We start from the raw sequence: 15,739 nt of genomic DNA on the forward strand, positions 1-15,739 counted from the left end.
TCTCTTATAGTTTGTTGACGGCCCCCATAATCTCACTTAAATCCTCCAGCGTTAAATCCTCATCAGTAAAATCAGCGGCACTCCATTCGCGGTTTTCTTTGCCCGTGCAATGCTGAATCATGTTTTCAAGCGCATGTTTAAAATGATCGGCTAATGCTTGTATGGTTTGTTTCTTAAATTGAAGACGGTTATAAATAATGTGCATGTGCAGGCATCCTGATGAAACGGCTCCGCTGATATCAAGCACATAAGGACGCTCCCAATCCGGGCTGATTTCATTCCCTGTCTTAATATCAGAAATCTCAAAAGCTTTTGATTGAACATCCTGATCAAACTGGCCTAAGTAATTAAAGCTGATTTCCGGGTCGCTGTACTCAGAATCCCATATCTTATTGATATATTTCAGCACTCCATAGCCTGCGCCTTTATGCGGTATGCGGTGCAGCATGTCTTTTGTCTGTTTAATGTGTCGTCCTAGCCGCTCACCTTCATCCGTATGGTCAGAATCACTCATATCAAGCCATACAGGATAAATTGAAGTGAACCAGCCTACAGTTCTGTTCATGTCAATATTGTCAAGATAATCTTCTCTGCCGTGGCCCTCCATACTGATTTTGAAATGATCAAAGCCCGTCCATTCCTGCAAAGCTAGGCCTAAAGCAGTCAGAAGGATATCATTCGTTTCCGTGTTGTATGCATTGTTTGCAGCAGTTAACAGCAATTCTGTATCTTCACGAGACAGCTCGAAATCAATTACTTCTGTATCTTTGAATGAGTTCGATGTGATCGTATGATCTGTGGGAATACGCTCAATATGCCGGTCCTCCCGCTCATTCCAATACGCGATTTCACGCTGCAGACGACGGCTCTTTGAATAGTCAGCCAATGTTTGTGCATAAGTGAAATATGAATCCGTTTTTTCGGGCAGTACGATGGGCTTTCCTGACACTGCCTGTTCGTAAGCAATTGAAAAATCCTCAAATAAAATGCGCCATGAAACGGCATCAATGACTAAGTGATGGATCGTCAGAAACAAATGGTCTCCATCTTCGGCTTTAAACAAACCAGCATGAAGCAAAGGGCCAGTCTCCAGTCGAATAGTTCGCTGAATTTGGTTTGCCATTTCTTCAATCTGTTTGTGTGCTTCGGCTGACAAGCCCTGTGCATTTCCGGCTGTATTTGAACGATGATCTCTTATATCAAACAGATCGAAGGCATATAGCTCCTCATCCGGAAGATCTGCTCCTCTGTTAACCTGTACAGGCTTGCCATCTTTGTAACGGCATATCATTCTCAGTGCGTCATGATGAGTCACCAAGCTTCTCAGTACATTTCTGAGTGCAATGTCATCAAACCGTTCAGCCCGGTAGAGCATGACAGATTGATTAAAATGATGGGTTTCCAATGATTGTGAGAAAAACCATTGCTGTACAGGTGTCCAAGGCAACTCGCCTTCGACTGGCGTTTGGTCAATTACGCGTACGGCTTTTCGAACGCGGGCGGACAGTTCACCAAGCGTCTGATGCTCAAACATCTCACGCACTGTCGTTTCATAGCCTCGCTGCTTCAGCCGTGCACACACCTGCAACGCTTTTATTGAATCCCCTCCAAGCTCAAAGAAATTCGCGCTGACACCTATCTCCTCCGCTTCGAGCAGTTCCTCCCAAATGTCAGCCATCGCCTTTTCAATCTCATTTCTAGGGCTGATATCATTCTCAGCTTGAGCGCGCTTATCTGGTTCCGGCAGGGCTTTCTGGTCGAGCTTGCCGTTAACCGTCAGCGGGATGCTGTCAATTTGGATCAAGCGGGCAGGCACCATAAAATCAGGCAGAACGGCTCTCAGGGCAGCCCTGATATCTGCTTCATTTACGACCTGTCCATCTTCCGCAACCAAGTAAGCATATACAGCGGATTGGCCTTGTTCATCATCTCTTGTGATGACAGCAGCCTCTTTAATTATTGGAAGCTGAAGCAGAGACGCCTGGATTTCACCGAGCTCGATGCGGTGTCCTCTCACCTTTACTTGATCATCAATGCGGCCCATATATTCCAGATCTCCACTTGCCAGACGCTTTGCAAGGTCTCCGGTTCGGTATAATCTGTCTCCCGGAAGATAAGGATTAGGTACAAATCGGGCCGCGGTCAGATCATCTCTGTTCAAATATCCCCGGGCTACACCTTCTCCGCCAATATACAGCTCTCCTGGAACTCCTGTAGGCTGTAGATTCATATGAGCATCCATCACATAAGCCTGAAGGGTTGCCAGCGGTTTTCCGATATTGCTTTTATTTTTTTCTATATCAGCTGAGGACAATTTCTTATATGTCACATGTACAGTTGTTTCAGTAATGCCGTACATATTGATCAGATCAGTATCAGGGTATTTCTCGTTCCAGGTTACAAGCATGCCGGGCTGTAAAGCTTCTCCGCCGAAAATAACGTATCGCACATGTAATCGGTCCGTATGGTTTTCTTCTTCATGAATGAGTCCGTAAAAAGCAGTTGGAGTCTGATTGAGTACTGTGACGCCTTCGTTTTTTAACAATAGGCGGAATGCGTTTGGATCGCGGGCTGTTTCTCTGGAGACAACAACCAGCGTACTTCCATTCAGCAACGCTCCGAACATTTCCCATACTGAGAAATCAAAGCAATATGAATGAAATAAAGTCCAAACGTCCTCACTGCCAAAATCAAAAGGCAGGTCCTGATGCTTCAATAGACTAATCACATTACGGTGCTCGACAACGACGCCCTTTGGCTGCCCAGTGGTTCCAGATGTATAAATCACATAAGCTGGCTGGTCTGCTAATGTTTCTTGCGCTTTCAAATCAGGCGAAATCAATTCGTTTTCGGCGTCATTCAGGTATAAAATTTGCCCATGGTAATCCGCCGGCTTGTTGTGTCCGTGCTCTGTCAGGAGAATTCTCGCCCCGCTGTCATTCAGCATAAAGCTGATGCGTTCTTGAGGATATTCAGGGTCAATCGGCAAGTATGCCCCTCCGGCCTTTAGAATAGATAAAACGCCAATCACCATATCAGGCGATCGATCAAACATTAAACCGATGATATCCCCGGATCGGACTCCTTGTTTCATCAGCATAGTCGCTGTCCGTTCTGCTTTTTCATTCAGGTCCCGATAAGTCAGCCGTATATGATCGCATACGACTGCGGTATGTTCGGGATGTTCAGCTGCTTGTTTTTCAAATAAACGAACGATGCTTTCATCTCTTGGATAGTCAGCATACTGACCCATCGTTTCAAGAAGCAGTTCGCGCGCTGGAGCAGATAGCAATTGCATTTCCGAAAGCTTCATATGGATATCAGACGTTATTCCTTTCACCAGCTCAATAAAATGAGAAGCCCATCTTGCAATGGTCTCTTCTTCAAACAGCGCGGTACTGTACTCGAAGCGGCAGCGAATGCCATTGGAATGCTCCTCAGCGTGTAATGTCAAATCGAATTTAGATACATTGTGTGACGGGGTTACAGACGAGATAGATAAACCAGGCACTTCAAACTGGAAATCTTCGCTGTTTTGAAGCACGAGCATCGCGTCAAACAGCGGATTGCGATTTACCTCCCGTTTCGTTTCAAGCTTATTGACGAGCTCTTCAAAAGGATAATCCTGATGCTCGTATGCAGTCAGAGCAAGTTCGCGAATTTCCTGCAAATAAGAGCTGAACGTTTTGCGGCCCTCAGGCTGGCATCGCATAGCTAATGTATTGACAAACATCCCGATGACTCGCTCCAGATCAGCGTGCGGTCTCCCGGCAGCAGGCGAGCCGACAACGATATCCTCCTGCCCGCTCAGTTTGGAAAGCATGATGGAATAGACAGCCAGAAGGAGCATATACATCGTCGTTCCCGTTTCAAACATCAAGCGGTGCAGTTCTTCCGCCGTTCTTTTATCAATGTTTACTTCAAATGTTCCGCCGCTGAAATCAGGCAGAAGCGGCCTCGTTTTATCAAGCGGCAAATCCAATACTGGAAGGCTGCCGCCAAGCTGCTTCAGCCAGTAGGCCTCCTGTTTGCTGTAATGCGTTTCCGGAAACTTCTCCTGCTGCCAAACCGCAAAATCCTTATAATGCAGGTTTAAAGCTGGAAGCTCTTTTCCGCAATAAAGATCAGTGAATTCTTGGACGAGTGTACTCATGGAGATTCCGTCAGCAATGATGTGATGCATATCAAGCAACAAATAGGCTCTTTCTTTTTCGAGAGAAATCAAGCTTGCTCTAAAAAGCGGTCCCGCGGTAAGATCAAACGGTTTGATAAAGGACGAGATCGCAGACTGCAGCATTTGCTCTGAGTCAATTTCAAGCTCTTTCAGATCAGCTGTCAGCGCCGGATGAATCTTTTGCACTGGCTCTCCGTTGTTCAGTTCAAATGCCGTACGCAATGATTCATGCCGATTCACAAGCTCTGTGAGAACTTTTCTCAATCTCCCGCGATCCAGATGTCCTCGCAGTTCCAGTACCGCCGGCATGTTGTAACCTGTGCTGTCATCTGCCAACTGGTAAAGAGCGTATAATCTTTTTTGCGAGAAAGACAGCGGATAAACATCTCTAAAATCCGCAGGTTCAATCTGCATAAAAGCATGCTCATGTAAACTCATCAGTTTGGCTGCCATGCTTTCCACGGTCGGATAAGAAAAAACGTCACTGAGCGGCAGCTCGATATTCAGCCGTTTATGTATTCGTGATACGAGTGTGGCTGCTTTTAAGGACTGTCCGCCTAATTGAAAGAAATCATCGCGAATACCGATTTGATTTTTGTTCAGCCCCTCTTCCCAAATGCGTGCCAGTTCCGTTTCCATTAAGGTTTGTGGCGGCATGTACGTTAAGCTAGTTGTGTTTTCTGGTTCCGGAAGTGCGGAACGGTCGAGCTTCCCGCTGGATGTTAACGGCATTTGAGTGATTTTGATGATGCTTGCGGGAATCATATAGGACGGCAATGTACCGGCAAGATGCTGGTGCAGATTCGGAAGGCCGTTTCCTTTTTCCGGAACGATATAAGCAACGAGTTCCTTTTCCTCATCAGAAACATCACGGGCCAGCACTGCAGCTTCCTTCACTCCAGATGCTTGCCGAAGAACAGTTTCAATCTCACTTAATTCAATGCGATATCCCCTGATTTTTACCTGATCATCAAAACGTCCAATATATTCAATCGTGCCATCAGGCAGGAAGCGCCCTGCATCCCCGGTTCGATATAAGCGTTCCCCTTTAAGGAATGGATGGTCTGTGAATGCTTTCTCTGTTAGCTCTGTCCGCTTATAGTACCCCCGTGCGAGACCCGCGCCGGAAATACACAGTTCACCCGCCGCGCCTATCGGCTGCAGCTGCTCTCCTTGTAAAATATATACTTTTGTATTGGCGATCGGGTGTCCGATCGTGATTCTCTCTTCTTCGTTCAGATGACGAAGGATTGTTGTTGCCACACTGTTTTCTGTCGGTCCATATTCATTTGCAAGTTCAGCGGAGGGACAAATCTTTCTGCTGGTCTCAAGCAGGTCGGGAGTCACTGCCTCGCCCGCAAATGTCACGATACGAAGACTTTTTGCATCTTCAGCAGTCAGCACTTCTAATAACACCCGGTACAAGGAAGGAACAATAAGCATATGACTAACCTTGTATTGAGCTATTTTCCGTCTGAGGGCGAGCACGTCCTTCGCTTCGTTATCTGTTGTCAGCAACACGCATGCGCCGGACAGAAGCGGAGTAAACAAGCTCGTCACGCAGCCGTCGAAAACATAGGAAAACAGATGAAGTGCTGTATCCCCTTCGCTCATGCCGTACTCTTCCCGTCTCCACTGCAAGGTATTTGCAATTCCTTGATGGTCAACGAGCACTCCTTTTGGCCGTCCTGTCGTTCCTGACGTATAGATCAGGTAGGCAAGCTCACCAATCGATGCATCAGGAGAATCCGTTCTGTAATGTGTTGTATGTCCTGATGTCACAATACTGCCTTCATAGCCTGACGGGATGGATGAAATAAGTTCTTCTTCTGTCAGTAAGAGAGCTGCTTGACTGTCATGCAGCAGAAAAGAAAGCCGCTCTTTCGGATAACTTGGATCAAGAGGCAGATAAGCGCCTCCGGCTTTCCAAATTCCAAGCAGGGCAGCAGCCATGTCCATTGACCGTTCCATCATCACAGCGACAATCCCGCCAGATCCAGCTCCCTTTTCTATCAGGGCGTGTGCAATCTGATTGGCTCTTTCATCTAATTGCCGATATGTCCGGCACTCATCTCCCATTCTCAAAGCAGCCGCGTCAGGTGTTTTGAGAGCCTGTTCCTCAAATAATTGGGATAGCGTTTTATTTGGATAATGGCGCTCCGTTTCGTTAAACGATTGAATGAGCTTTCGTTCTTCAGTAGGCACAATGTTGATGCTGTCGACAGCAATATCGGGATTTGACAAAATACAATCCATTGCCTCCATGAGGTGCCCCTGAATCCGAAGCACCTCTTCACGTTCATAAACGGCGGCATTGTAGCTGAATTTAATATAAAATGATTCACCTGGAACGATGACAACGTTAAGGTCATAGCTGGTTTGTTCTGACATAGAAATGTCATCAAGCTTCAATGCGTTTTCGTCATTTTCGCTTTGCCTATTGACTGCCTGCTGAAGCTGTACAGGATAATTTTCAAAGACAAGAATATGATCGATCAATCCTTGCTTCAAAGCACTGCTGTTTTGAATCTCGTAAAGCGGATAATAACCATGCTGCTCAGAACGTAAAGTATCCTCCTGCACGGATTTGACAAGCGTAGAAAATGCCATTTTCTCTGCAGATCGAATACGCACCGGAACAGTGTTAATAAACAAGCCGACCATTGACTCGATCCCGTCAATCGCTGACGGACGTCCGGAAACAACAGAGCCGAAGACCGCGTCATCCGTACCGTTGTAACGATGGAGAAGAACACCCCATAGACTCATAAATAAAGTGTTTAATGTAACTCCCCAATTTTGAGCAGCTGCTGTCAATTTCTGAACGATAGCCGGCTCTAAAGACAAACGGATATTTGCGGCTTCATATTCCCCGTTCGCTGAGCGGCTTTTTAGTTTGGGAATAGAAGCGGTATTGCCGTACTCCTGCAGATAATCTCTCCAGTATGCAGCGGTTTCTTCTTGATCTTGTTCTCCGAGCCATTCAATATAACGGCTGTACGGCACCGTGCTATCGAGCTGTACAGGCCTGTTATTTTTAAGTGAGTCATACATGCTGAAGAATTCTTTGAGGATGATGCCCAGGCACCAGCCATCCATGATGATATGGTGATGCGTCCAGACACATGTATATGTGCTGTCTCCTCTATCAAAAAGCGTGAGCCGCATTAACGGATCTTTTTGCAAGTGAAACCCTTTTTCCCGGTCCTGCTGCATAAAGTCTTCTATCAGAGCAAGCTGCTCATCATGTTTCAGGTGAGAAAGATCTTCCCTTTGTACGGTCAATTCCCGGTTTGTCAGCACAACTTGCTGCGGCCCAGTGAGGTCTGGAACCTCCTTAATGAATATGGTTCTGAAAATATCGTATCGGGAAACAAGAAGATTTAAGCTTTTTTGAAACGAATCGATACACAGGCTGCCTGTAATGGTAAACGAGGTTTGTTCCACATAGGCTTTAGAGCTGAAATCAAGCAGTGAATGAAACAGCATCCCTTCCTGCATGTACGATAACGGATAAATATCTTGGATCTGTGTTGCTTGCGTCATCAATTCCACACACCTTTTCCAAAAGTTAAAGATCTTTAACGAGATTTTCGATGCTAGATAATGCGGATGGCGTTAGTTCTTTGTTGCTGAAATCGCTCAGCGTTTTTTCTCGTTCTTTTTTCTTTGTACAATGCTCAATGATCTCAATAAGATGACTGTGAAAGCTGTCCATCAAACACTGAATTGTGTTTTCGTGGAACACCCGGGTGTATACTGCTTTGACTTGCAGGCGTCCGTCTGTTATCAGAGCATTAATATCGAGCTCGTACTCTCTTTCTCTCTCCCCCGCTATTTCGTAACGAGGCTGATAAGAAGACAGTTGAAACAAATCTGAACTCTCACCTTCGCTGAATTGTCCAAGATAATTGAAGCTGATCTCAGGCTCTTTATGCTGTATGGCTCCCTTTTGTACTAATAAGCCGTAGCCCGTTCCCTTATGCGGCACTCTTCTCAGCCTGTCCTTTGTCCCTTTGATTCTGTAACCGAGCTGATCTTCAGATGAATGCGGTGCACTCATGTCCAGAAGGATAGGATAAATAGAAGTGAACCAACCTACTGTCCGTGAAATATCAATATTCGGAACATGTCCTTCTCTTCCATGGCCCTCAGCGCTGATCACAATTTGTTCGTGCCCGCTCCATTCGTAAAGCGCCATTCCTAAAGCGGTCAGCAAAAGTTCGTTGGCATCAGTACCATAGGCTTGCTGCGTTTCAAACAGCAGTTTTTTAGTCCAGTCACTGGCTAATACAAATGCAGCTGTTTCAGCACTGCTTTGATGCCTGTCCGACTCAGCCATGTCCTTAGGCAGAAAAACGTTATGAGCATCCAAAATCGTTTGCCAATATGTTATTTCTGATAACAATTGCCGGCTCCCGGCTATTTGTGCCAGACCGTTGGCATATGATAAATAAGAATCGCTTTTCGGCGGCAGTTTGATCTCTGTTTGCTCCAAAGACTGTTGGTAGGCTGCAGCTAAATCTTCAAGCAGAATCCTCCAAGAAACGCCATCTACAGCGAGATGGTGGATCGTAATCAGCAAATGGTCTCCCTCTCTCGTTTTAAACAATCCCGCTTGCAGCAAAGGTCCTTCTTTTACATTCATATTGCTTTGAAGCACGATTTCCTCAGCAGCAAATTTTTCTTTCAAGAGTGTGCCTTTTGCCTGTTCTTTTGTCCAATCCGTAAGATGAAATCCGAACAGTTCATTTTCAGTAATCTGAATACCGCGATTGTACTGAACGACACGCCCGGTATGATCCTGTGTAAACACCATGCGAAGCGCGTCATGATGCTCAGTCAATTTGCGCAGCGCTTGTCGAAGTGCGTCAGCATGAAACCCCTTTTCGCTGAAAAGCATGACCGATTGGTTGTAATGATCACGAAAAGCATGACGCTGATCAAAAAATCTGCTCTGAATCGGTGTGAGATCCGCTTCACCTTCGATAGGCCTCTGTTCTGCCTGAGATATCAATGGAGTGATATGGCCGCTCAGCTCATGAACTGTTGGATAACGGAATAAATCTGATATAGTCATGCTCCAGCCTTCAGCTGCCAGCCGGGCGGACACTTGCAGTGCTTTAATAGAGTCTCCTCCGAGCTCAAAAAAGGAGTCGTGAATGCCAACTCGAGACACGCTCAGCACGTCCTCCCATATCTGCGCTGTCATTCCCTGCAATTCGTTGACCGGTGCAGTATACGGCCGCGAGACAGCTTCATTTGGTGCCGGTAAGGCTCTTCTGTCCAGCTTCCCGTTTAATGTCAGCGGCATAGTTTCCAAAGGAATGATATGCGCAGGAACCATATATGCCGGCAGCATTTTTGATAAAGCACCGCGGAGAGCCGTTGTATCGGCATCGGAAGGCAGAATATACGCTGCCAAACGAGCCTGTCCATTCGTATCATTTTGAACCGCAACAACCGCTTCATTGACAAGTCCGGTTTGGAGGAGCACACTTTCAATTTCTTCTGTTTCGATTCTGTACCCGTTTATTTTTACTTGATGATCTATCCGGCCAAGAAGCCTGAGAGTGCCGTTTGGAAGCCAGCAAGCCAGATCCCCTGTTCTGTACAGTCTTTCTCCGGGCACAAATGGATTTTCTGTAAATTTCTTTTCCGTTAATTCAAATTTTCCGTGATAGCCCTTGGCAACGCCGGCTCCGCCGATACAAAGCTCGCCGGCAATACCGATCGGCTGTATTTGGTCAGTCTGGCTGAGTACGTACAGTTTTACATTGGGAAGCGGGATGCCGATCGGTACGCTGTCTCCCGAATACTCTTCACCCATATTCATTTCATAGTAACTTGAATCGATCGTGGCCTCTGTGACCCCGTAACTATTGATTAAGCGCATTTTGTTTCCGAAACGGTCCGCCAGTGTTTTGAAATCATGGGCTTTCACCATATCCGAACCAAGAATAAGGATGTCTAAGTCAGGAAGACTAAGCTGGTTGCGGTAAACATATTCCATAAATGGGACAATGAGTGCCGGTGTTGACTCCATGATCGTGATACGCTGGCGGTTCATCAATGCATATAATTCAGCAGGTTCAAGCCTTGTTTCATCAGGACAAATGACTAGAGTCCCTCCGTTGGCCAATGTTCTCGCCAAGTCTCCTGAAAAGACATCAAAGGAAAAGCTCGCCATTTGAAGCAGCCTGACAGGCATTTGATCGAGCTGATATATGCTGCGCCATGCAAGAACAGCATGAGCAAAGTTGCGGTGCGTAACGATAACGCCTTTAGGCGCACCGGTTGTTCCTGACGTATAAATGATATATGCCGAGTCCTCCGGGGCAGGAGATGAAGAAAGGTTGCATCTTTTTGCTTCATAGAAACTTTCATCATCAAGACAGACTCGAGAAATATCACCTATATCTGAGCCTGCAATCAAATGCTTTACTTCATTCTGTAAAAGAAGAATTTCAGCCCCGCTGTCTTTGAGAAGATATTCAACCCGGGCTTTTGGATAATGAGAATCTATCGGAATATACACGCCGCCGGCTTTCATAACAGCTAAAATGCCAACAATAGCATCAATGGATCGCTCCGCTAAAACAGCAACGATTGGCTGCGTCTCTTTTCCTTTTTCTTGCAGCGTACGCGCCAGACGATTGGCTTTTTCGTTGAGATGGCGATAGCTGATCTGTTTTTCACCGTCAATAACAGCAATATGCTCCGGTGTCTCTTCAGCCCTCTTTTCAAACATGCGATGAAAAACGGTATCAGTTTGAGAACATTCAACGTGGGTTTTGTTGAGTTCTATCAAAATCTTTTGTTTTTCTTTTTCGCTGAGTATATCCACTTGTGAAAGAGTTGTATTAGGATTTGACGTGGCAGCACGCAAAAATTCGGTAAAATGAGCTGTCCAGCGTTCAATTGTCGTTCTCATAAATACGTCGGTACTAAATTCCATGTCACATTTGATGACTCCATCTGATTCAGCCGCCATCAACGTCATGTCAAATACAGAAATTTGATGAATGACATTTGCAGGCCGGGCTTTTATGTCTCCAAGATGAATGTCTTGTTTGTCCATATTTTGAAGAATAAACATCGCATCAAACACTGGATTTCGGCTCATATCCCTTGTTACGCCGAGCTTGTCGACAAGCTCTTCGAACGGATAATCCTGATGTTCGTAAGCTTCCAATGCGGTCTCGCGCACTTCCTGCAAAAATTGCGTAAATGGCTTACCGCCCTCCGGGCGTGTCCGAAGCGCCAGGGTGTTGACGAACATTCCAAGTATCGGCTCAAGGTCTTTGTGAGGACGTCCGGCAATTGGTGACCCGACGATGATGTCTTCCTGTTCGCTTAAGCGCGCCAATAACGCTGTGTAAGCTGCAAGGAGCACCATGTACAGGGTGCTTCCGTTCTCGCGTGCGAGTTTGTGAAGTCCGGCTGTGAGTTCTTGATCGAGCATAAATGAGACTTGATCACCCGCGAAGCTTCGCACCGGCGGCCGGGCGTAATCAGCCGGCAGGTCCAGTACGGGCAGCTCGCCTTCGAGCTGCTTCAGCCAGTACGCCTCCTGCGTCTTGTACGTGTCTCCTTTTTTAAAGGCCTCCTGCCATACGGCATAGTCTTTATATTGAATGTGAAGCGCAGGTAGCTCTTGATTGGCGTACAGCTCCCCGAATTCCCGAATGAGCGTATTGACTGACACACCGTCTGAAATAATGTGATGCATATCGACCAGTAATAGATGCCGCCCGTCTGATACCTTGACGACCCCCGCTCGGAACAGCGGAGCTTGGCTGAGTTCAAACGGCTGGATAAACGCTGCCGCGGCTTCCTGTTCAGTTTGTCCGCCGAGCACAGAGGTGCGGAATGTAAACGGCACTTCGTCATGGATGCGCTGAACCGGCTCGCCATCTGTGTCCGTTGTAAAGGACGTGCGCAGTGACTCGTGGCGTTTGATCAGCTTTTTGAATACGGCCTCCATTCTTGTAAGATCCAGCTTTCCTTCCAGCTCCAAGACTGCCGGCATATTGTAGCCTGTGCCTCCATCCTCCAGCTGCTGGAGCACATACATCCGCTTTTGGGCGGAGGAAACCGGGTAGGTCTCGCATTTTTCAGCCGGCTTAATGGCTTCATACGGACTTTCCGTTCCTTCGCTGATGACAGACGCCAAACCTTCTACCGTCGGATGGGCGAACACATCCTTCAGCGGCACTTGGACGCCGAATTCCTTGGCGATCCGGGAGACAAGCGCGGTGGCTTTTAAGGAATGGCCGCCCCGGTCAAAAAAGTTGTCGTGAATGCCGACAGGGCCGCTTTTCAGCACTTCCTCCCACAGCTGGGAAAGCTTCATCTCTGTCAGATTTCTCGGTGCTGTGTAGGTTTCCCGATCTGCCGCTCCGTCAGGAGCAGGCAGCGCTTTTCGGTCGAGCTTTCCGCTTGGGGTAACCGGCCATTGTTCCAGCTCAATGATATGAGCAGGAATCATATAGCCCGGCAGCAATGTCTCAAGCTGCTTGCGCACTTCATTTCTTCCGAGCCCTTCCGCATACGCACATAATTCCGCCTCGCCGCTTTCTGTACGAACAGTTACAGCCGCTTCCCGCACGCCTTCAATGCTTCTGAGCGCCGCTTCGATTTCTCCCGGCTCAATCCGGTAGCCGCGGATTTTCACCTGGTCATCCAGACGGCCGAGGAATTCAACCTGTCCGTCTGGGAGCCAGTGTGCTAAATCCCCTGTTTTGTACATGCGTTCTCCCGGATAAAATGGATCATCAAGAAAACGTTCTTCTGTTAATTCCGGACGATTCAAGTAGCCTCTGGCAACCCCGGCTCCGGCGATATACAATTCTCCCGCTACGCCGACAGGCTGTACGGCTAAATGAGGATCTAATACATACAGACGCGCGCCAGGCACGGGTTTTCCGATCGGAAGGCGCAAGCGATCCTTGTCCAGCTCAGGATCACACGCGTAAAATGCGGCATCAACGGTTGCTTCTGTCGGCCCGTAGCCGTGAACCAGCGATGTCTCCGGCAGCAAAGAAGCGAATCGGGCTGCCGTATGGGGAGCAAGCGGTTCACCTCCGGCGAATACGCGCTTCAGGCTTCTCGGTGCCTCTATTTCCGCTTGATCCAAAAAGCTGTTCAGCATGGCCGGAATAAAATGGGCCGTTGTAACACCTTCCTCTCGAATGGCTTTTACCATCAATGCCGGGTCTTTCTCCCAGCCGGACGGAAGAAGATAGGCCGAAGCACCTGAAAGCGTCCACCAAAACAGCTGCCAGACAGATGCATCAAAGGAAAAAGACGTTTTCATCATAATGATGTCGTCTTCCTCTAAAGGAAACTGCATCTGCATGCCGGTCAGAAAGGAAACAGCCTGGCGGTGCTCCACGGCGACCCCTTTCGGCTGTCCAGTAGAGCCCGACGTATAGATCACATAGGCGAGAGAATCGCTGTCTGCTTGATGAAGAGAGTGATATTCAGATTCTTCATTCGCAAGCGACGTCATATCCACTTCAAGTGTCTTTCCGGAAAAAACAGGTGCCTTTAATCCCGGCTGCGTCAGCAACAATGCTGCCCCGCTGTCTTTCAGCATATAGCTCAGCCGCTCCTCTGGATATACAGGATCAAGCGGCACATAAGCTCCGCCTGCCTTTAATACGGCGAGAACGGCTGTCAGCATGTCCGGCGAACGCTCGCTTAGAACACCGACAATGCTTTCCTTTGTGATACCATGCGCCGTAAGGCGCGCTGCCAGCCTGTTGGCGTACATGTCAAGCTGCGCGTAAGTCAGCGAGCCGCCAGAAAAGCGTAAGGCCGTCCGATCCGGCGTCAAAGCCGCTTGACGTTCAAACAGCCCGTGCAGCGTCGAAGCTACAGGCGAAACAGCTTTCGTTCTGTTAAACTCATACAAAACTTTTTCTTTCTCACGTTTTTCTGCCATATCTAATTCTTTTATAGTACTATGCGGATTTTGAAGTGCGTTTTCCAGCAACGTAAGCAGGTGGTGCTGAATCCGTTTAATGTCCTCAAGAGAAAATAAGGTATTTTGATAGTCGAAATTTAATTGAATGGCTCCAGTATCTATCCGCTCCTGTATTTGAACAGAAAGCTCATTCGCGGTGTATCCGCTGAAGTAAAGCGCCGTCTCATAGTTCAAATCATCCGCTTTTTTCCACTGAAGCGGATGGTACTGCATTGATATACCGATCAGGTTGTGTAAATCCTTATGTTCTTTTCTTAATTCATTCACCAGCAAATTATAAGGAAATCTTTGGTGGCGCATGACTGAAAGCTGTTCTCTGCCGACACTGCGTGCAAAGGAAAGAAAATCGGCGTCAGAATCAACCGTTTTTCTGATTGGAAGAGAACTGACAAACATGCCAAGCATTTCTTTCTCCGCCTTTGACCCCCTGTTTCCATAGTAGGTTCCGATCGCAAGGTCCGTTTTAGAGGTGATGCGGCTGATACATATGTAAAATGAAGCCATAAATAAGGAAATCATACTGATTTTCTGTTCTTCGCAAAAAGCTTGGATGGTATGTGCTAGGTAAGGTGAAAGTGTGATAGTATCTCTCGATGCGGAGGTACTCTGCTTTTGTGAAGTGCTCTGTCCGGTTAGTGAGTGGTATACCGGAGGCTGTTGGTAGGTTTGCGTCCAAAACAAATGGTCTTTTTCAAAACGTGAAGATTGTAAGTACTGCCTCTCTTTTTCTATGTAGCTAATGTAGGAAGGCTCTTGCTCATCGGGTACAGGCTCCCCTTTTTTGATTTTTTGATACAGATCAATAATTTGATTTCCCAGCAAATTTAAAGAGATGCCATCCATGATAATATGATGGAATTTCGCATATAACCAAATCTCATGAGGATGGATTCTAAGGAGATAAAATTGATACAGAGGCGAATCAAGCAGCTTAAACGGAATTCTGGCTTGATCATGAATCCATTGCTCTGTTTCTGTCATTTCAGCATTTGTAAAATCTATTATTTCAAGTGATAATCCTTTGTATTCTGCAAGATACAGACGAGGCTCTGACTCCGATTCAATTCCTTCTGTCAGCTGGAACCTGATTGCATCATTACGGGAGATTGAAAGGTTCAGAGCCAGCTGAAGAGCATCAAGATCAACATCACCCCTGAATTTTACACAGGCGGTCAGATTACAGATGCTTGTACCAGGCTCCAACAGTTCAGTAAACCAAACTCTCCTTTGGGCATGAGTTAAACCATAAGTATTTTCTTTCAACGAATTCCCTCCAATTCTAATTTATAAGAGGATAAGAAACTGAAATAATTACAATAAAAAGAAATTATATGACTATATAATCCATATATGCATTATATTAACCGAATTTTTTTAAAGTACAATAAAAAATATAAAATTTTTATAACATTTTTTTGAATATAGTATTAATTATTTATTTTTCTTGATTGATTTTATTAGGATTTCGAATGTAAAGTTATGAAAGTATCGATTTTTAATAGTTCTTCATCACTAGATTTTTTCTTCAATTATTTAATTTCATATGAGGATAGTGTTGGACCGTTTATAAGATA

2 protein-coding genes are annotated in these 15,739 nt (G+C 46.4%); both read right to left on the bottom strand.

Annotated features, from left to right (window positions below):
• Positions 1 to 4 precede the first annotated feature (4 nt).
• Positions 5 to 7,720 (bottom strand): fengycin non-ribosomal peptide synthetase FenD, encoded by a 7,716-nt coding sequence (gene fenD, locus P3L57_RS09995; RefSeq protein ID WP_069486275.1) that lies wholly within the window; start codon positions 7,718 to 7,720, stop codon positions 5 to 7.
• A 25-nt stretch (positions 7,721 to 7,745) separates the two neighbouring features.
• Positions 7,746 to 15,428, bottom strand: a complete 7,683-nt coding sequence (fenC, locus tag P3L57_RS10000) for a fengycin non-ribosomal peptide synthetase FenC (protein ID WP_264797743.1) — start codon at positions 15,426 to 15,428, stop codon at positions 7,746 to 7,748.
• Positions 15,429 to 15,739: the final 311 nt, after the last annotated feature.

It is taken from the genome of Bacillus sp. B28 (assembly GCF_029536185.1).
Lineage (GTDB): Bacteria > Bacillota > Bacilli > Bacillales > Bacillaceae > Bacillus > Bacillus halotolerans.